17 protein-coding genes are annotated in these 19,060 nt (G+C 71.9%); 3 read left to right on the top strand and 14 right to left on the bottom strand.

The features are described 5' to 3' along the window. Nucleotides 1-2: 2 nt before the first annotated feature. The 6 genes from gspF to G545_RS0102785 form a co-directional block, all read right to left on the bottom strand. On the bottom strand, nucleotides 3-1,205 hold the full coding sequence (gspF, locus tag G545_RS0102810) for a type II secretion system inner membrane protein GspF (protein WP_027069060.1): 1,203 nt from the start codon (nucleotides 1,203-1,205) through the stop codon (nucleotides 3-5). Beyond that, entirely contained in the window at nucleotides 1,192-2,694 is a 1,503-nt protein-coding gene (locus G545_RS13305) for a GspE/PulE family protein (protein WP_081677686.1), read from the bottom strand. Before G545_RS13305 ends, gspF begins: the two co-directional genes overlap by 14 nt. Next, on the bottom strand, nucleotides 2,691-4,775 hold the full coding sequence (gene gspD / locus G545_RS13300; RefSeq protein WP_036137132.1) for a type II secretion system secretin GspD: 2,085 nt from the start codon (nucleotides 4,773-4,775) through the stop codon (nucleotides 2,691-2,693). The genes G545_RS13305 and gspD overlap by 4 nt, the downstream gene beginning before the upstream one ends. Nucleotides 4,776-4,783: 8 nt before the next feature. After that, nucleotides 4,784-5,593, bottom strand: coding sequence for a PDZ domain-containing protein (locus G545_RS0102795; protein WP_027069059.1), 810 nt, complete (start codon nucleotides 5,591-5,593; stop codon nucleotides 4,784-4,786). Between the two features lie 128 nt (nucleotides 5,594-5,721). Next, a complete protein-coding gene (locus G545_RS0102790; protein ID WP_036137128.1) occupies nucleotides 5,722-8,352 on the bottom strand; it encodes a TonB-dependent receptor domain-containing protein in 2,631 nt (876 codons plus the stop codon). Between the two features lie 122 nt (nucleotides 8,353-8,474). After that, entirely contained in the window at nucleotides 8,475-9,953 is a 1,479-nt protein-coding gene (locus G545_RS0102785) for a hypothetical protein (protein WP_027069057.1), read from the bottom strand. Nucleotides 9,954-10,155: 202 nt separating this feature from the next. On the opposite strand from G545_RS0102785, the gene G545_RS0102780 reads away from it, so the two are divergent. Next, the gene (locus G545_RS0102780; RefSeq protein ID WP_027069056.1) at nucleotides 10,156-11,010 is read left to right on the top strand and encodes a 2OG-Fe(II) oxygenase; all 855 of its coding nucleotides are present in this window, start codon (nucleotides 10,156-10,158) and stop codon (nucleotides 11,008-11,010) included. A 67-nt stretch (nucleotides 11,011-11,077) separates the two neighbouring features. Here the strand turns inward: G545_RS0102780 and nth are convergent, their stop codons facing one another. The 3 genes from nth to G545_RS0102765 all read right to left on the bottom strand — a co-directional run bounded on the left by nth (nucleotide 11,078) and on the right by G545_RS0102765 (nucleotide 13,007). Continuing rightward, a complete protein-coding gene (nth, locus tag G545_RS0102775) occupies nucleotides 11,078-11,767 on the bottom strand; it encodes an endonuclease III (RefSeq protein WP_027069055.1) in 690 nt (229 codons plus the stop codon). A gap of 63 nt (nucleotides 11,768-11,830) precedes the next feature. After that, nucleotides 11,831-12,172, bottom strand: coding sequence for a hypothetical protein (locus G545_RS0102770; RefSeq protein WP_052347247.1), 342 nt, complete (start codon nucleotides 12,170-12,172; stop codon nucleotides 11,831-11,833). A gap of 37 nt (nucleotides 12,173-12,209) precedes the next feature. Beyond that, nucleotides 12,210-13,007, bottom strand: a complete 798-nt coding sequence (locus G545_RS0102765) for an enoyl-CoA hydratase/isomerase family protein (protein ID WP_027069053.1) — start codon at nucleotides 13,005-13,007, stop codon at nucleotides 12,210-12,212. A gap of 203 nt (nucleotides 13,008-13,210) precedes the next feature. On the opposite strand from G545_RS0102765, the gene G545_RS0102760 reads away from it, so the two are divergent. Continuing rightward, entirely contained in the window at nucleotides 13,211-13,900 is a 690-nt protein-coding gene (locus G545_RS0102760; protein WP_027069052.1) for an FKBP-type peptidyl-prolyl cis-trans isomerase N-terminal domain-containing protein, read from the top strand. 209 nt (nucleotides 13,901-14,109) lie between these two features. On the opposite strand, the gene G545_RS0102755 is transcribed toward G545_RS0102760, so the two are convergent. From G545_RS0102755 to G545_RS0102740, 4 genes are all read right to left on the bottom strand, one after another. Then, nucleotides 14,110-14,982, bottom strand: coding sequence for a sulfurtransferase (locus tag G545_RS0102755; protein ID WP_027069051.1), 873 nt, complete (start codon nucleotides 14,980-14,982; stop codon nucleotides 14,110-14,112). A gap of 61 nt (nucleotides 14,983-15,043) precedes the next feature. Further along, nucleotides 15,044-15,220, bottom strand: coding sequence for a DUF1289 domain-containing protein (locus G545_RS15195; RefSeq protein ID WP_269429835.1), 177 nt, complete (start codon nucleotides 15,218-15,220; stop codon nucleotides 15,044-15,046). A 2-nt stretch (nucleotides 15,221-15,222) separates the two neighbouring features. Further along, nucleotides 15,223-15,981, bottom strand: a complete 759-nt coding sequence (locus tag G545_RS0102745) for an enoyl-CoA hydratase/isomerase family protein (protein ID WP_027069050.1) — start codon at nucleotides 15,979-15,981, stop codon at nucleotides 15,223-15,225. Then, nucleotides 15,978-17,537 carry a DUF4139 domain-containing protein gene (locus G545_RS0102740; protein WP_161625763.1) on the bottom strand — a complete coding sequence of 520 codons (1,560 nt, stop codon included), beginning with the start codon at nucleotides 17,535-17,537 and terminating at the stop codon, nucleotides 15,978-15,980. The genes G545_RS0102745 and G545_RS0102740 overlap by 4 nt, the downstream gene beginning before the upstream one ends. Before the next feature lie 37 nt (nucleotides 17,538-17,574). On the opposite strand from G545_RS0102740, the gene G545_RS0102735 reads away from it, so the two are divergent. Further along, a complete protein-coding gene (locus tag G545_RS0102735) occupies nucleotides 17,575-18,012 on the top strand; it encodes a copper chaperone PCu(A)C (protein ID WP_052106827.1) in 438 nt (145 codons plus the stop codon). 96 nt (nucleotides 18,013-18,108) lie between these two features. Here G545_RS0102735 and G545_RS0102730 read toward each other — a convergent pair whose 3' ends face one another. Continuing rightward, nucleotides 18,109-18,486, bottom strand: a complete 378-nt coding sequence (locus G545_RS0102730; protein WP_052106828.1) for an acyl-CoA thioesterase — start codon at nucleotides 18,484-18,486, stop codon at nucleotides 18,109-18,111. Nucleotides 18,487-19,060 lie beyond the last annotated feature (574 nt).

Below are 19,060 nucleotides of genomic sequence, written 5' to 3'. Positions count from 1 at the left end.
CCTCAACCAAGGACCAGGGTGTTGAACTGCAGGATCGGGAGCAGGATCGAGAGCACGATGACCGCCACCACGCCGCCGAGCACGACGATGATCGCCGGCTCCAGCAGGCTCATCGCGGCGCGTGTGAAGGTGTTGAACTCGCGTTCCAGGTAATCGGCGGCGCGCTCGAGCATCGGCGCTAGGCGGCCGCTGTCCTCGCCGCTGGCGGCCATGTAGAGCAGGGTGGGCGGGAAGACCCCGGCGCGGCGCATCGCCGCCGACAGGCTGCCGCCCTCGCGGACGGCGCCGGTCATCGACTCGGTCGCCAAGCGCAGGCGCCGGTTGCCGACCGTGCGCGCGGTGATCGCCAGCCCCTCCATCACCGGCAGGCCGCTCTCGAGCATGATCGCCAGCGTGCGTGCCATGCGTGCGGCGTGGACCTCCCGCAGCAGCCGGCCCAGCAAGGGCAGGCGCAGGATCGCGGTGTCCACCCGCAGGCGGACGGCGGGATCGCGCAGCACGCGGGCGGCGGCGATCGCGGCCACCCCCAGCAGCGCCAGAAGCGGCAGGGCCCAGCTGCCCAGGAACCCGGAGACCCCGACCACGAAGCGCGTGAGCCAGGGCAGCTCGCGGCCCATGGAGTCGAACTGCTCGACCACGCGCGGCACTACGAAGGTCATCAGTGCCAGCACGACGCCCACTGCCGTGAGGGCCAGGGCGGCGGGATAGGCAAGGGCGGTCGCGAGCTGGCTGCGCACCTGCTGCTCGCGCTCGAGCAGGTCGGCGAGCCGCTCCAGGATCGCGGGCAGCGCGCCGGTGCCCTCGCCGGCGGCGACCATCGCCCGGTACAGCGCGGGGAACGAACGTGGCTGCCGGCCCATTGCCTCCGAGAGCCGGAAGCCCTCCACCACCTCGGCGTGCACCGCCAGCATCACCTCGCGCAGGTTGCGCCGCGTGGCCTGGCTGCCGACGGTGCGCAGCGCTTCCTCCAGGGTCATCGAGGCGACCAGGCTGGACAGCTGGCGGGTGGCCAGCGACAGCTCGCGGGCGCGGATCCGCGCCGGGCGCGGGCTGGCGGTGCGCCGGCCGGCGGTCGGCTCCACCTGCAGCGGGACCAGCCTGCGCTGCTCCAGGCGGGCCCGTGCGTGTTCGGCCCCCGGAGCATCGACCACGCCGGTGACGGTGCGGCCGGCGCGGTCGAGCGCTGCGTAGTCAAACGACGGCATGGCCCGGCTCCGGCGTGGCGTCGGTGCTTTCCTGGCGGGTGACGCGCAGGACCTCCTCCAGCGTGGTGTCGCCGCGCAGCACCGCCGCGCGTGCCGCAACCGACAGCGGCTCGGCCCGCGCGAAGGCCGCCGTCGCAAGTGCATCCTCGTCGGCGTTGGTGCCGATCAGCCGGCGCAGTTCCCCGTCGACGCGTACGGCCTCATAGAGGCCGATACGCCCGGCATGGCCGGAGTGCTGGCACTGCCCGCATCCCGCCGCCTGGAACGCCGCCGCGGCCGCGTCGCCGAGCAGGCGCTCCGACAGCGCATCCGGCGCGCGGGGCACCCGGCAGTGCGGGCACAGGCGCCGGACCAGCCGCTGGGCCAGCACCAGGCGCACCGTGCTGGCGAGCAGGAACGGTTCGATGCCCATGTCGCGCAGGCGCGTGATCGCGCCCACGGCATCGTTGGTATGCACCGTGGACAGCACCAGGTGGCCGGTGAGGGCGGCCTGCACCGCGATCTGGGCGGTCTCGGCGTCGCGGATCTCGCCGACCATCACCACGTCGGGGTCCTGGCGCAGGATGGCACGCAGGCCTGCGGCGAAGGTCATGCCGACGCGGGCATTGACCTGGGTCTGGCCGACCCCGTCCACGGCGTACTCGACCGGGTCCTCGACGGTGAGGATGTTGCGGCTGCCGTCGTTGAGCAGCCCGAGGCCCGCGTAGAGCGTGGTCGTCTTGCCCGAACCGGTCGGCCCGGTCACCAGCACGATGCCGTTCGGGAGCGACAGGGACCCGGTGAAGGCCTCCCGCACCGCCGGCGGCATGCCGAGCCGGTCCAGCCCCAGCGTGCCCTGGTCCTTGTCCAGCAGGCGCAACACTACGCGCTCGCCACCGCGCGCGGGCAGGGTGGATACGCGCACGTCCAGGCTGCGCGTGCCCATCGCCACGGTGATGCGGCCGTCCTGCGGCACCCGGCGCTCGGCGATGTCCAGCCGCGCCATGACCTTCACCCGCGAGACCAGCAGCGGGGCGATGCGCACCGGCAGGCGGGCGGCCTCGTGCATCACCCCGTCCACCCGCAGGCGGACCCGCAGGCTGGACTCGAACGGCTCGATGTGGATGTCGGACGCGCCGCGGCGGGCGCCCTCGGCGATGATCCCGTTGATCAGCCGGATGACCGGCGCATCGTCGCTGGTGTCCAGCAGGTCGGCCGCGGCGGGGATGTCGCCGGCCAGCTCGCCCAGGTCGACGCTGGCATCCAGCGCGCCTGCGGTGACGTCGCCGGCCAGGCCGGCATCGGCGTAGAGCTCCGACAGGCGCCGGTCGAATTCGCCATGGGCCAGGGACTCCACCTGCAGCGGGCGCCCGGCGGCACGGCGGACCTCCAGCAGCGCGGCCGGGTTCGCCCCCTCGCGCAAACCGACACGTACCGGTGACCCGGAGTCGTCCGGGATCTCCAGCAGCAGTACGCCACGGCGCTTGGCGAAGGGATAGGGCAGGTTCATTGCGCGGGAGCCTGCGGCGGAGTGGTGCGCAGGTAGTCGCGGACCAGGGCGTCGAGCGCGGCCTCGGGGTGGGCGGGGCCGGGAGATGCGGCGCAATACGCCGTGGGGTCGTGCGGGCAGGGGGAGGCCATGTGACGGCTATTGCGCCCTACGTCCTCGTGCAGTTGAAGTTGGGCGCCGCGCATGTACTCGTAGCGGGGCGCGGTCATGCGCTGGGCGTCGCCGGCATCGCGGATGATCGTCGGCCGCAGGAACACCATCAGGTTGGTGCGCTCCGACGAGCTCGCGTCGCTGCGGAACAGCCGGCCGAGCCCGGGGATGTCGCCCAGCACCGGCACCTTGTCCGTGGAGCGCCGGTCCTGCTGGTCCAGCAGCCCGCCCAGCACCACGATCGCGCCATCGTCGACCAGCACCCGGGTCTCGATCTCGCGCTTGTTGAGGATCAGCTCGCTGAAGTCGGCCGCCACCGGCCCGGCGATCGAGGAGACTTCCTGCCGCAGCTCCAGGGTGATGCCACCGCCGGCATTGATCTGCGGAGTGACTTCCAGCTGGATGCCCACGTCCTGGCGGTCGATGGTCCGGAACGGGTTGGTGTTGGAGTCACCCAGCACCTCGCCGGAGGTCACCGGGATCTCCTGGCCCACCAGGATCCGCGCAGGTTCGTTGTCCAGGGTGAGGATCGACGGCGTCGACAGCAGGTTGGAGCCGGTGTTGCTGCGGACCGCGTTGATGATCACGCCGAACAGCAGGTCGCCGGCCTCCCCAGCAATGCCGGCCAGTCCGCCGCTCAGGCCGAGCAGCGACTGCGCGGCGGCGTTGCGGGCCATCCTGGCCAGGTCGGAGTCGTCCTCCCCGTCGACCAGCGCGGCGCCCGCCAGTTCGGTGATGCCCGGTCCGTTGCCGCGGAACTGGGTGGCCATGAACGGCACGTCCCCGTCGCGGCCGGCGGCGGCGATCTGGACCCCCAGCTCGCGCGCGGCGTCGTCGGACAGTTCGACCACGATCGCCTCCACCAGCACCTGCTCGCGCCGGGAGTCGAGCTGGTTGATGACATCGACCAGGGTGCGCTGGACGTCCGGGTCGGCATTGACGATGAGCGCGTTGCGGCCCGGCGCGCGGACGATGGTGGGGCGGCGGCCGGTGCCGGCGCCGATCACCTGCGCTCCCTCCTCTCCGGGGACCGTGGTCGTGCCGGCGGGATCCTGGCCGGACTGGCCGACCAGCTCCTGCAGCACCGGCAGCAGCTGCTCGGCACTGGCGTGGCGCAGCTCGATGACCCGGACGTTGCCACTGCGCTCGGCCCTGCGGTCCAGCTCCAGGATCATCTGGATCACGCGGGCGATGACGGTCGGATCGCCGCGCACGACCACCGAGTTGCTGCCCTCCACCGGCAGGATCGACAGCACCTGCCCGCCACCCTCGCCGCCGACGCCGAACAGCCCGCGCACGGTGGCGGCGACTTCGCGCGCGGAGCTGTTGCGCAGCGTGACCGTGTCGATGGTCGCCCGGTCGCTGTCGATCTGCGCCACCAGCTGGCGGATGCGCGCGAGGTTGTCGCTGTAGTCGGCGACCAGCAGGCTGTTGCCCTGCGGCGAGGCCAGCACCACGCCGCCGCGGCCGACCAGGGGCTTGAGCGTCTCGGCCGCGACCCGGGCGTCGATCCGCGCAAGCGGGATCACGGTGGTGCCGAAGCCTGCACCGCCGGCCGAGCGCGGGTGCTGCGCCCCGGCGTCGTCGGGAATCACGCGGTAGGTCGCGGGGCCGGCGGGCACCGCGATCAGGCCGTTGCCGCGCAGGATGGCCAGCAGCACGCCCAGCAGTTCCTCCCCCTCCGGGGCATGGTCGCTGGTGTACTCGACCGTACCCTGGACCGAGGGGTCGACGATGAAGCTGGTGCCGGTCGCGACGGCGACGTCCTGGATGAAGGCGCGCAGGTCGGCGCCGCGCAGGTCCATGGCCGGGGCGCGCGCGTCGACGGCGGGCGCGACGTCCTGGGCGGCGAGCGGCAGCACCGGCAGGGTGCCCAGGGCAAGGCCCAGGATAAGGTCCGCCAGGCGGCTTCGGGGGGATCGGGGTTGCATGGGCATGGTCACGGCAGGCCGACGGTGGCGGTGTGCATCCGGCCGCCCCGCCGGTAGCGCAGTTCGAAGCGGGTCTGTCCGGCAAGGCGCTCGCGCAGCGCGGCCGGGTCGCCGCCGACGGCCTGGCCGTTGATGCTCAGGATTTCGTCGCCCGGCCTGAGGCCGGCGAGGCGAAGCGGCAGGCGTTCCGCTTCCGATCCGAGCCGGTATCCGGCCGGAGAGGGGCTGGAGGGCGGGGCCGTCGGCGCGGCGGGCGTCCCGGGCTCCGCGGACGCGGTCGGGACTTCCTGCCTGCCCGTGGCTGTCCCGGCTCCCGTCGAGGCCGTCCGCCAGCGTGCCGACGGGTGGAGCAGGGGTGGCGATGATGACGCGCGACGCTCAAGCTGCAGCTGCACGATGGTTCCATCCGCACGACGCAGCGCGACCTGGTCGCGGTCCACGCTGTCGAGCACCACGCCGGGCGCAGGCTCGCTGCCGACCGTCCAGGCGCGTTGCACGCCATCCCTGCCGGCCAGGATCGCCGAGGGGCTGGCGCCGCCACGGATGCCGTGCAGTACGAGCCCCTCCACGCTCCCGGCGTTGGCCACACCCTCGCCGGGGAGGCGGTAGAACAGATCCACTGCCGGGATCGCGGCAGGGCGGGCCGAACCTTCGACGGGTGCGGGCGGAGGACCGGGAAGCGCCGGATTCAATGCGTGCAGCATCACCCGCGCCACCAGCGCCAACAGCACCAGCGACAACGCCAGTTCCACCACGCGGGGGAGCCAGCGCGGCAGGGCCGGCGTCGGATACGGGAAGCGGAAGGGCAGGGCGGTCATCGGACGCGAACGTGTCGGATTGCCGACAAGGGTGCGGCCGTCCAATGACCGTTTCGTGTCACCTGCAACAAAACCGTGATGGATCCGGGAAACAGCCCCGCGGGCGTTGCGCCCGCGGGGCCGGGACCTCAGAACGAGGCCTTGAGCGCGACCGAGAAGCTGCGTCCCAGGTCGTAGCGGTTGACGTCGATGCGGCCGCCGCCGAGCTCCTGGTATTCGTGGTACTCCTCGCCCAGCAGGTTCCGCGCCTCGAAGGTCAGCTGCAGGTCGGCGCCACCCCAGGCCGGCAGCCCCTTGCGCAGCACCAGGTCGACGCTGGTGCCGGGGTCGTGCATCAACGCCGGCTGGCGCTGCGCGCCGTTGGCGTCGAAGGTGCCGCGGGCCGAGATGCGCTCGCTGGCGTGGCCCACCAGCAACGTGGCCTGGTCGCCGTTGCTGCCCTCCAGGCCCAGCTGCAGGTTGGCCAGGTGCTCGGACTGTCCCTGCATGCGGTCGCCGTCGACCACCACCAGGTCCGCCGGCAGGCGGGTGCCGTTGTAGAGGATCACCTGGTCGCCGCTGGAAGACTCGGTTTCGGAATCCGACCAGGTGTAGTTGGCTCCCAGGAACATCCGGCTGTCTCCCAGCCACGACAGCCCGTGGTCGAAGTACTGGCGGTAGTCCAGCTCGACCCCGTACAGCGAGGCGGCGGGGGCGTTGACGAAGCTCTGGCGCAGGAACGAGACGTCGTCGGACACCACGGTCTCGATCGGATTGTCCAGGTCCTTGTAGAACGCGCCGACGCTGAAGTGGCCGCCATCCTCGAAGTACTGCTCGAAGCGCACGTCGAGGTTGGTCAGCTCGCTGTCGACCAGGTACGGGTTGCCGATCGTCAGCCGGTCGAGCTCCAGGTCCATGTACTGCAGCGGCGACAGTTCGCGGAACTGCGGCCGGGCGATCGTCTGCGAAGCGGCGAAGCGCACCTGGCGGTTGTCGTCCAGGATCCAGGTGACCGACAGCGCCGGCAGCAGGTAGTCCTCCTGCAGCTGCGTCCCCGGCAGCGCGGCGCCGCCGTTGAACAGGTCGACCGGGCTGACCCACTGGTCGGCGTCCTCGTGGCGCACGCCGACCGTGGCCCGCAGGCTGTCGGTGAGCGCGGTCTCGGCCTCCAGGTACAGCGCGTCGACCTCCAGGCCGCCGCGGTAGGCGGAGGCGCCGTTGGCGCCGGTGTTCTCGCGCAGCTCCACCCAGCCCTGGCTGATGTTGTAGTCGGAGAACAGGTAGTCCGGGCGCTGGTAGCCGGTGTAGAAGGGCGCGGTGTCGGTGATGATGAAGGTGAAGTCCCGGCTGGTGGCGTCGCGCTCGGTCTCCGACCAGGCATAGCCGGCGCGCAGGGTCAGTTCGCGCTCGGTCGGCAGGCGCCAGCTGCCATCGATGCCGAAGCTGTCGATGCGTTCGTTGACCTCGCCGAACGCGGTCTGGTTGTTGAGGTGGCGCCAGAAGCCGTCCTGGTCCTCGAAGAACCCGATCTCGCGCTCGTACGGGCTGTCGCGGCCGGCGCGGGCGTGCGCGGCCCGCCATTCGATGCCGACGTCGTCGTACTCGCCGAAGCGGTGCTCGCCGGTCAGCTGGGTGTTGACCAGTTCGCGCTCCACCCAGCGCGTGGTGTCGTGGCGGCGCACCTGCCCGGCCTGGTAGCTGTAGCCGTCGCTGCTGCGCGCTTCCTTCTCGGTGTCGTGCACGTACATGGTGCCGATGCCGACCCGGTGCCGGTCCCACTGCAGGTTGGCGGCGACCAGGCCGTTCACCGTGGCCTGGTTGGTCGTGGACAGGTACTGCTGCTCGCCGAGGACCTCGGCGGTGCCGGTGCGTGCCTCCCCGTACTGGCTGAGGCCGTCCTGGGTCTGCCAGCTGTTGGACAGGCCGGCGGTGGCCACGACGCCGAGGCGGGCACCGCCCAGGTCCATCGTGGTCCCCGCGTCGATCCCGTAGCTGTAGTCGGGGTGCATCTCGTCCTTGGTCTGCAGGACGTTGATCGGCGCATTGACCATGCTGCGCCCGACCGCCCGGACCTGCTCGGCGCTGAAGTCCGGGCCGGTGACGATGAGGTTGCCGGTCGCCATGGCCTCCCCGAGCGCGCCGCGCACCTTGCGGGTGCCGTCGTCATAGCCGAAGAAGTCGGAGTCACCGCCCCCGTAGTAGGTCAGTCCGGGCTTGTGGGTGGTCTCGGTGTTTCCGCCGATGCCGACCGACAGTTCCAGGAACGGCTCGTCGGGGACCACCGCGCTGGTGAGGTTGATCACGCCGCCGCCGAACTCGCCGGGGTACCGGGCGGAGTAGGTCTTCTGGACCTCGATGGTGTCCAGCACGTTGGTCGGGAACAGGTCCAGCGGCACCACGCGCTTGAGCGGTTCCGGGCTGGGCAGCGGAGTGCCGTCGAGCAGCGCCTGCGAGTAGCGCTCGTTGAGGCCGCGGACGAACACGTACTTGCCCTGGCTGACGCTCAGGCCGGGCACGCGGTTGAGCGCCTCGGCGGCGGTGCTGGCGCCCTCGCGCTCGATGTCCTCGCGGCTGATGTGCGAGAGCACCTGCGCGCTGGAGAGCATCGGCGCGGGGATGTAGCGCCCGGTGACGCTGACCGCGTCCAGGTCGGTGGCGGAGGGAGCGGAGGACTGGGCCGTCGTGGGGATCGTCGTGCCGGCGTCCTGGGCGCCCGCGGCGGCCGGCGCCAGCAGGGCGGTGATGGCAAGGAACAGTCCCGTGCGGGAGATCGGGTTCATGGAGTGCGTGCCTGTGTCTGGGTGTCGGAAGCGCCAGCGCCGCGGAGGTCCGCGGCGCTGGCGGGGCGGTGTCGCACCGCCCCGGTTGCGTGCGCGCGGGGCGCCGCCTGCATTGCCGTGGCTCAGCAGGACGGGGTGCCCGGCAGGCCGCAGGCCCAGCCGCCCTGCCACCAGGTGTCGTTGGCGTCCTTGACCGCGCCGATGTAGTCGACCTGCTGCAGGAAGCCGCCGACGCGCGCGTTGACGTCCGACAGGTCGGCGGCCGGGACCGCGGACTCGTTGGCGCCGTTCACGAAGACGTCGGTCAGGGTCGAGGTGCCGTCGGCGACGTTGTTGCTGCCGGCATTGAAGAAGCCGGCCGCCACGCCGTCGGCGTCGTCGGCGAATGGCGCGTCGCAGGAGAAGAACACCGACTCGAAGGTGCCGCGGGTGCCCGCGTCATCGATGTCCAGGCACGCCGCCGCGCCGGTCACGACCGCGTTGTAGTACTCGATGTGGGTGCCCGAGTTGGCCACGATGCCGGTGTCGTGCGCCGGCGAGCCGACGAAGGTCACGTTGACCATCTTCGGGTTGGCGGGCAGGGCGGTGGAGCCGGCCGCGCTCTGCTCGGCCATGCGGTCGCCGCGGTCGCCTGACGCGGCCTTCTGGCCACGCTGCACGACCAGGCCGAACTGCACCGCGCCGGTGAAGCCGGTGTCGGTGTCGAAGCTGTCGTCGTCGTTGCCGGTCGCGACCAGGTAACGGCTGTTGACCGTGCCGCCGAACCACTCGAAGCCGTCGTCGGAGCTGTTGTGCACCTGCACGTACTCGACGGTGGTGCCGTCGCCCAGGCCGGCCAGGGTGATGCCGTTGAGCTCGACGTCCGGCAGGACCTCGAAGCCGGAGTGCATCACGCGGACGTAGCGCAGGACGCCGGTGCTGTCGTTGGGGTCGTTGCCGCCGTAGTAGGCGCCGCTGACGCCTTCGACCTCGGCCTCGCAGTCGGCGCTGCCCGGGGCCACCGAGCCGGTGCAGTTGGCGATCGGCGCACGGCCGAGCAGCACCAGGCCACCCCACTGCCCGATGGAGTCGAGGTTGGTCGTGCCTTCCACGCTCTGGCGGCTGGTCAGCACGATCGGACGGTCGGCCTTGCCTTCCGCGACCAGCCTGGAGCCGCGGTTGACCACCAGCGCGTCCTGGCCGCTGGAGCCGAAGACGGTGACGCCCGGCTCGATGGTCAGGGTCGCGCTGCGCTGGGTCGGGTCCGGGCTGGAGGCGTCGCCGCCGACGTCCTCGCCGACGCGGGTGTAGCCGTTGATCGAGTACAGCACGCCCTCCACGTACGGGATGGTCAGGTCCTCGAGGATCGCGCCGGGCACGCGGCAGTTGGTCTGGCCGGCCACGGTGCCGACGTCTGCGAAGCCGTCCGGGCAGTCGCTGGCGGGCGGCGGGTTCGGCGACGGAGCCGGGGAGGGCGCCGGGCCGGGGGCCGGAGCCGGTGCGGGTGGGAACGCGCCTTCGCCAGGCGAGGCGACGCGATCGGCGCCACCGCCGCAGGCGCTGAGCGCGGCCGCGGTACCAAGCGCCAACAGAAGGTTCTTCGCAGTGCTCCGGGAAGCCATGGGCAACTCTCTCTCCGAGTGGTCAGGGTCTGGACGTGGACCGGCCGAAGGGCCCGGTCTTCCCGGGCTGCCTTCGGCCGGCCTTGAATCACGGCGGAGAGTTGTAGGTGTCGGCGATGACGCTTTGCTTACGCGGGCGTGTTCGTTTCATGGCAGCGGCCGCCGCAATCCAGCGGTCACGCTGGAGCGCTAGGCTTGCGGCATGGACAACCAGGCCGCCATTCCCCCGGAACTGACCCGCTGGATCGTCGACCAGGCCGCCGCCGGCGCGCCGGCGGACGCGATCCTGCAACCGTTGCTGGACGCCGGGTGGGACGAGGAGGCGGCGGCGACGGCGATCACCAGCGCGCTCAACGACCTAGTCGCTGACCACGCCCGGGACAACGGCCTGCCGCTGCCCGTCCCGGTCCCCGTGCCGGTGGGGTTCAACGGCAGTTCTCTCCTGGAAGTGGACGGTCGCCAGATCCAGGTGTTGGCGAACCTGCAGTTGCCACGGGTAGTCGTGTTCGGGAACCTGCTGTCGCCGGAGGAGTGCGACGGACTGGTGGAGCTTGCCCGCACCCGGCTGCGGCCATCGGCCACCTTCAACGCCGAGACCGGCCGCGACGAGGTCCACGCCTCGCGCACCAGCCAGGGCATCCACCTGCCGCCGGACGCCGAAGGGCTCGTCGAACGCATCGAGCGCCGCATCGCCGCCCTGCTGGACTGGCCGCTGGAGAACGGCGAGACCCTGCAGGTGCTGCATTACGGCCCCGGCGCCGAGTACCGCCCCCACTACGACTGGTTCGACCCCGACGCGCCTGGCGCCGATGCCGCCCTGTCACGCGGCGGCCAGCGCGTTGCGTCCGTGGTGATGTACCTCAACACCCCGGCCCGCGGCGGCTCCACCAGCTTCCCCGACGCCGGCTTCGAGGTCCCCGCGGTGAAGGGCAACGCGGTCTTCTTCAGCTACGACCGCCCCCACGCCATCACCCGCACCCTGCACGCCGGCTCCCCCGTGCTGGAAGGCGAGAAATGGGTCGCCACCAAGTGGCTTCGGGAGAGGCCGTTCCGGTAGCCGCGGCCTTCCTTCTCCCGCTCCGCGGGAGAAGGTGCCCGAAGGGCGGATGAGGGCCCCCCGCGCCCTACGGCATTGCCGGCGCCTCCCCCGGCGTCTTGTCCCGATACCTGCAAATATCCCGTATCGGACAAGCCGGACACTCCGGCACCCGCGCCTTGCAGGTGTAGCGCCCGTGCAGGATCAGCCAGTGGTGGGCGTCGCGCAGGAACTCGTCGGGCACCACGCGCACCAGCAGGTCCTCCACGGCACGCACGGTCTTGCCGGGCGCGAGGCCGGTGCGATTGGACACGCGGAAGATGTGCGTGTCGACCGCCATGGTCGGCTCGCCGAAGGCGGTGTTGAGCACCACGTTGGCGGTCTTGCGCCCGACGCCCGGCAGCGCTTCCAGCGCCTCGCGGCTGCGTGGCACCTCGCCGTCGTGGTGCTCGAGCAACTGCTCCGCCATCGCCACCACGTTGGCGGCCTTGGTGTTGTACAGCCCGATGGTGGAGATGTAGGGCTTCAGCCCCTCCACGCCGAGCGCGGCGATCTGCCGGGGGGTGTTGGCCACCGGGAACAGCTTGCGCGTGGCCTTGTTGACGCCGACGTCGGTGGACTGCGCCGACAGGGTCACCGCGACCAGGAGCTCATACGGCGACGAATATTCCAGCTCGGTGACCGGGCGCGGGTTGAGCTCGCGCAACCGGGTGAACAACTCGGTGATCTCGGCGCGGGTAAGGCGCGATCGGGGGGCGCGTTTGCGGGGCTTCTTCATGCCGGGGGTGTGTCGCGGTTTGCCATTCGGCGCAATACGCCGCCCGGGGGCGGCTATTGCGCCCTACGGGCGTTGCGCTTTGGCCTTGGCGCGGGCGAGGGCGGCCGCCGCCGCGGGCGGCAGGCCGGTGGGGGCCGGGGGCTTCCGGCGCGCGTTGCGCTCGGCGGCGCGGCGGACCAGGCGCGCCTCGCGCGCACGGTAGCGCTCCAGGGCGGCAAAGGCGGCCCGGCGCTCGTCCGCGGACCGGAGGACGGAGTCGCGGCATGCCGGCGTACACGACGGGCAGGGCGCGACCCCGAGCAGGCCGGCGTCGAGCGCCCGGTCCAGGTCGTCGACCGCGAGGGCGTTCGCCACCGCGTGCACGGCCGGGTCGGCCGCCGTGCAGCCACAGCGGCACGTGTCCATGGGGGCAGGTACCGGGTCCGTCACGCTCCGCTCCCGGTCAGCTGCCGCGGAACTCCGGCTTGCGGCGCTCGAGGAACGCGCTGGTCCCTTCGCGCATGTCATCGGTGGAGAACATCAGGCCGAACTGCGCGGTCTCGTACTGCAGGCCTTCCTCGATCCCGCACTCGCCGCCGGTGTTGACGCAATCCAGGACGCCGCGCAGCGCGAGCGGGGCCGACTCGGCCAGCTGGCCGGCGACCTTCATGACCTCGTCCTCCAGCGATTCCGCCGGGACCACCCGGTTGACAATGCCGAGCGCGAGCGCGCGATGCGCATCGACCGGCGCGCCCAGCAGGCACAGTTCCAGCGTGGCGGCACGGCCGGCAAGGCGCAGCAGGCGCTGGGTGCCACCGAAGCCGGGGATCAGGCCCAGGTTCACTTCCGGCTGGCCCAGCTTCGCGGTCCCGGAGGCGATGCGCAGGTGGCAGCACATGGCCAGTTCCAGCCCGCCGCCCAGGGCGAATCCGTTCACCATCGCCACCACCGGCTTGGGCAGGGTCTCGACCGCACGCATCAGCCGCTGCCCACGAAGCGAGAAGTCGCGGCCCTGGACCGGGGTCAGGGTGTTCATCTCGGCGATGTCGGCGCCCGCCACGAAGGCCTTCGGGCCGGCGCCGGTGAGCACCACGCAGCGCACGGCCTCGTCCGCCGCCGCCGCGGCAAAGGCGTCCGACAGCGCGTCGAGGGTCGCTGCGTTCAGCGCGTTCAGCTTGTCCGGGCGGTTGACGGTGATCACCCGGACGGCGCCGCGATCGGCGACCAGCACCGGGGAGTCGGGCTGCTTGGCTTCGGTCATGGAGGGGAAATTCCTGCTGGAAGATGAAGCCGCCGCGGTGTTGGGCGGCGGCGGGGAACTTTGACGCCACGGCCGTGTCAGAGTCCGGCATGTGGCGGCCTCAAATGGCCCCCGTTATCCTAGCGCGTCCGCCCGGAACCGTCCGCCGGCACGCAGGTGCAGGGACGGCTGCCGCACAACGCACAACCCGGAGGTTCCATCGAATGAAGTTGCGTCTGATCGCGGTCGCCCTGGCGGCCACTACCCTGGCGTCCGCGCCCGCGCTTGCCCAGGACACCTCGACCGAGCGGGGCCAGCTCAGCTATGCGCTGGGATACGACCTCGGCCGGAACGCCGCCGAAACCGGCGAGAGCCTGGACGTGGAGGCCATCGTCAAGGGCCTGCGCGAGGGCTTCGCGCGCCAGGAGCCGACCGTGCCGGTCGAGCAGCTGCGCACCGCGGTGCAGAACATGCAGCAGCGGCAGGCGGCCAAGGCCCGTGCCGACTGGGAGCGTGCTTCGGCCGAGAACAAGACCCGCAGCGACGCGTTCATCGCCGAGAACCGCGGCAAGTCCGGCGTGCAGGTGCTGCCCAGCGGTGGCCAGTACCGCATCCTGGAGACCGGCAACGGCGCCAAGCCGACCGCCGAGAGCACCGTCCAGCTGGAGATCGCCGGTCCGTTCCCGTGGGGCGAGCGCCCGCAGGGCGAGGCCGCCCAGGCACGCCCGACCCCGGCCATGCCGATGTCGCAGATCGAGCTTCCCGCCATGCGCGAGGCGCTGATGCAGATGCCGGCCGGCTCCAAGTGGGAAATCACCCTGGCCCCCGAGCAGGCCTACGGCGCCGACCCGCGCACCGGCTTCCCCCCCAACGTCGCCGTCCAATTCGAAATCAAGCTGGTCAGCGTCCAGTAGGGCGCAATAGCCGCTCCGCGGCGTATTGCGCCGTATGCCAAACATCGGCAGCACGTGACCAACACCCCCGGGTCCCCCCGGGGGTGTTTTCGTTTCGGCGGACGACAAGACGCAAGCGGCGTGTCGGGCATCCCGGTTTGGGGAGGCGTCAAATGCGTGTGTCGTGGTTTGCCATTCGGCGCAATACGCCGCTAGGCGGCTATTGCGCCCTACGGTTCGACGGGTTCGTCACCCGTCGCGACGGGGCGGGAGGGGTCTTCGATCCAGCCGCTCCAGGAGCCGGGGTACAGCTTCGCGCCGTGCAGGCCGGCGTGCTCCATGGCCAGGATCTGGTGGCAGGCGGTGACGCCGGAGCCGCACATGGCGATGGCCTCGCCGGGGTGGCGGCCTGCCAGCAGCTGTTCGAACTCCTCGCGCAGCCGCGCCGGCGGCTTGAAGCGGCCGTCGTCGTCGAGGTTCTCGGAAAACGGGCGGTTTACCGCCCCCGGTACATGTCCGGCGCGGGCATCGAGCGGCTCCACGTCGCCGCGGAAGCGCTCCGGCGCCCGGGCGTCCAGCAGCAGCCCGTCGTCGTCCAGGCGCGCCGCGACCTCGTCGGCGTCGAGCAGGCGTTCCTGGTCGAACGTGCCGGGGTAATCGGCGGCCGCCGCGGTCGGCACATCCGTCGTGGTGGGCAGGCCCAGCGCAGTCCACCTGGCTAGGCCGCCATCGAGAACCGCCACGTCGCGGTGGCCGAGCGCGCGGAGCAGGAACCAGAACCGTGCCGCCGCCAGGCCGCCGTTGCCGGCGTCGTAGGCCACCACCTGGTGCCGCGGGGAGATGCCCCAGCGCCCGAGCTTCGCGGTGAAGGCCTCCGCATCGGGCCAGGGATGGCGGCCACCCACCAGCGCGTGGTCGGACAGGTCTTCTTCCAGGTGGGCGAAGCGGGCACCCGGCAGGTGCCCCAGCTCCCAGGCACGCCGTGCGGAATCGGGGTCCGCCAGCGACGCCCGCGCGTCCACGACCACAAGGTCGTCGCGCCCGAGTGCCTGCGCCAGTTCTTCGGCCTGCACCAGGGTGTTCCACCGCGCCAACGCTCCCATCGCCCACCTCCAAACCTGTTGCGCTTCGGCGCAATACGCCGCCGATGGCGGCTATTGCGCCCTACGGGGCGTCTGCTTCGCGTGTGGGCAGCACCTCGTCCATCAGGTGCTGGCGTCGCGCGTCGTCCATCTGCGACCACGTGGCGATCTCGTCCAGCGTGCGGTGGCAGCCGTCGCACAGCCCCCGGGGGTTCATCGTGCACACGCCGATGCAGGGCGTAAGGAGCGCACCCGCCACCGCTACTTGCCCAGCCTGGCGACCAGCGCCTTCAGCCCGGCCTGGGTGCCGGGCAGGTACCAGGACTCGATGAACCGCTCGAGTTCGATGTGCTCGGGTGCGAGCGCCGCCTCTACGTCGGCGCGCGCGAGCCGGCGCGTCTGCAGCATCGGTTCGCGTGGCAGGGCCAGCAGCGCCTGGATCCGGGCCAGCGCCCGAGCGGTCACGTCCGCCGCCGGCGCCAGTTCGTCGACCAGTCCGATGCGCAATGCCTCGGCCGGAGCCACCATCTCGCCGGCGACCAGCAGGCGCTCGGCCCGCTGCGGCCCGACCACGCGGCGCATCAGCCGCTGGATGCCTTCGGGGGCGACCAGGCCGACCTGGGTTTCGTTGAGGCCGATGCGGAACTCGCCCTCGGCCATTACCCGGTAGTCGCAGCACAGCGCCATGACGCAGCCGCCGGCTGGCGAGTGGCCCCCCAGCGCCGCCGCCACCGGGACCGCGCAGCCGGCGAGTGCCCGGGCCGCGCCGACGAAGGCCAGCCACGCCTCGCTGAGGGCCTGCCGGTCCGCGCCCAGCGAGAGCAGGTACGGCACGTCCAGCCCGGCGGAGAACACCTTCTCTCCGCCCGAGAGCACCAGGCCGCCGGCGCCGTTGGACACTGCCGAGTCGACGGCCGTCCGCAGGTCGCGGCACAGCTCCGGATTGAGCGCGTTGACGGGCGGGCGCGACAGCTTCAGCTCTACGATTTCCCCGTGTTCGATGGACTGCACGAGGCTCATGGCTGCACTCCCTCGGGCCAGGTGTAGCGCACGGTGTATTCCAGTTCCGCCTCGCCCCCGGCCTCCACCGGGACCACGAACTCGACCTCGCGGGCGGCGCTGCGCACCGGCTCGACGGTGGACGAGACCAGCTGCCAGTCGCTCCAGCGCGGCAGCGGTTCGATCACGCGGATCGACGCGTCGCGGTCGCCGCCATTGCCGAGCTTGATCCGGAACGATTCGGTGATGGTCCGGCCGGACCGGTCGACGCGGAACCCGGTCGCCTCGCGCTCGGCCCGGAGGTCGAAGGCGCGCGCCAGCTGCAGCCGCAGTTCGCCGCCCTCGGCGGTGTGGGCGAGCATCGACTCGCCGACCAGGTCGTTGCCCTCGAGCACGCGCACCCGGCCTTCGGGCAGGGCGCGTCCGAGTCCGGCTTCCGCGGTGTTCTGGAAGGTGACCACGGCGGTGACCGGCAGCTGTCCGGTGCGGCCGTTGAAGCCGGGTTCGATGATGGGGCGGGGCGGCTGCCAGTCGTTCGCGCCCGAGTCGACCACGTAGTCACGCTCGCAGGCGACGGCGGACTGCGACGGAAACAGCGGGATCCGCTCGATGGTGCCGCTGGCGACCCGGATCGGTTCCGGCAGCACGTAGGCGTGGTGCTCGCCGGAGCGGCGCTCGGCCGGCATCGCGGCTTCGGCCTTCATCGGCGCCGCCGCGGCGCGCGCGTCCATCGACCGGGCGAACTGCGGGGCGCCGCTCCCGGCGCGGGCAGGCGTGCCGGCCACCAGCGTCAGCTGGGCGTCGGCGAAGCCCACTCCGGAGCGGTTGGCCAGCATCGCCGCGCCATCCAGCGCCAGCTGGCAGGCCTGCTCGCCGGGCTGCAGCCGCGCGGTGTATTCGGCGCGCCAGGCAAGCCCGCCCATCGGGTAGCTGAGCACGAAATCGGCATCGCCCCCGCGCTGCGCCTCGACCGTCCAGCGCAGCTCCGCCTGTTGCGGCAGCAGCCGCGCCCCGTCGACCACGCTGAAGCTGTCGTACTCGCGGATGACCTTGACCCGGCCATCGGCCAAGGCCAGTGCCAGTCCGTCGGTGGCCGAGAGCAGGGTGCCGCTGTCGGTCTGCTTGGCGCCGCCGGAGGTGTGCTCGACCGCGACCCGCCGCCCGATCACCTGGTCGGTGAGCGGGCCGCTCCCCGCAAGTGGCGCCACGTAGCGCTGCGACTCGATCCGGACCCCGTCGGTGACCGCGCGCAACACCGCCGCCTCGACATCCATCGAGGCCGGCACGCCGGTGGCCGAGATCGAGTTCGCGCCCGCCTTGAGCGAGTAGTGCAGCCGGCGCTCAACGAGTGCGTGGCCCGGTCCGCCCAGGCCCACCATCCCGCTGCCGCGCAGTGCCTCGTAGTCGCCGCTGTATACCGTCAACCGGGTCACCCCTGCCGTGGTGTCCTCGCTTGCGTCGCTGGGCTGCGCCGGCGGCGCCTGGGGCGGCGCTTCCGCCTCCCCGGGCTCGTTCGCCCCCTGTGAGCAGCCGGCGAGCAGCGCGGCGAATACGAACAGCGACAGTGGGCGGGTCATCGGCGGCTCCGGCATGGCGTGCCGTTATCATAGGCGGATGAACCGATCACGCCACCTGACCGCCGCGGTGCTTGTCCTGTCGCTGTTGCCGCAGGCCGCGTTCGCTTCCGATGCCCAGTGCAGCCTCCGCCTGGACGAAGGCTGGGCCCGGCTGCCGCCCATGGAGATGCCCGTGCTGGGTGGCTTCGGCATCCTCGTCAACCCGTGCGGGACGGATGCCTCCGTGACCGGCGCCAGCAGCCCGGACTTCGAGGAAGTGCAGGTACACGAAACCCGGCACGAGGACGGGATGATGCGGATGCGGCAGGTGGAATCGCTTGCCGTCCCCGCCACCGGCTCGGCCACGCTGGAGCCGGGCGGCTTGCACCTGATGCTGATGCGCCCGGTACGCGCGCTGGAAAGCGGCGACGAGGTAAAGGTGGTCTTTACCCTGGCGGACGGCGGGACGGTCCCGGCAACCCTCGAGGTTCGTTGATACCGGTACCGGGTAGGGCGCAATAGGCGGTACGCCGTATTGCGCCGCACGTCGGGGTTGTGCCGGGGTTTGCCATCCGGCGCAATACGCCTTCGGCTATTGCGCCCTACAGGCATCCCGGACGGGACGGGGCAACGGCGCGGCCGCCCCTGATTCGCGATCGATCCAGACCATGATGACGTGGCCGTCGCAGTACAGCGCCTGCGGGTCCTTCGCGTCCACGATGCGGTGGCCGACGGTCAGGCTGGTGTTGCCCAGCCGCTCGACGAAGAGCTCGATCACCACCTCCGATGGCCAGGTGATCGGGCGGCGGTAGTTGAGCTGGGCGGCGGCCACCACCGGGGCGACGTGGTCGTCCATGCCCATGCCGGGCACCGTCAGCATCCAGTGCAGCCGCGCCTCCTCCAGGTAGCTGAGGTATTTGGAGTTGTTGACGTGGTTGAAGGCGTCCAAATCGCGCCAGCGGACCGGCATCGGGACGCGGATGAGGCGGCGCGGGCGTGGCTCCGCCTTCCCACCGGCCGGCGCCGGGGCGGGCGAGGGTGCCGGTGACGGTGCAGGGGCAGCCGCCGGGGGTGAGGAAGCCGGGGCCGGAGCCGGAGCCGGAGCTGCGGCTGGGCTGGACGCCGGAGCCTGTGCGGCCGCCTTGTCCTGCTGCTTCCCGGACGGCTTCTTCCGTGCCTGCTTGCGGGCAGCCTGCGGCTTCTTCGCCGCCGGTGGGACGTCCTTTGCCGTGGTGTCGCTTGCCACCGGTGCTTCCTTCCGCGCCTTTGCGGCGCTTGCGTCCGCTTCGGAAGGCGCAGGCGCAGGCGCAGGCGCAGGCGCTCGGGCCGGGGCCGGGGCCGGGGTCCCTGCGGTGGGGGCAGGTGCGGGCGCGGGCGCCGATGTCGGCGTCGGCGTCGGCGTCGCGGCTTGCGGCGCGCCGGCCTTCTCCGGCGCAGCCTTCTTCGCGGCCTTGCGCGGCTTCCGCCTTGCCGTTCCAGCGGCCTTCTTCGCGGTCCCGGCCGCGTCCTTCGCGGCGCTGTTCGCGTCGCCGCTGGCGTCGGCG

Source organism: Lysobacter defluvii IMMIB APB-9 = DSM 18482 (assembly GCF_000423325.1).
Classification (GTDB): domain Bacteria; phylum Pseudomonadota; class Gammaproteobacteria; order Xanthomonadales; family Xanthomonadaceae; genus Novilysobacter; species Novilysobacter defluvii.
The sequence above is the reverse complement of the archived record's forward strand: the minus strand, read 5'-3'. Positions and strand labels throughout refer to the sequence as shown.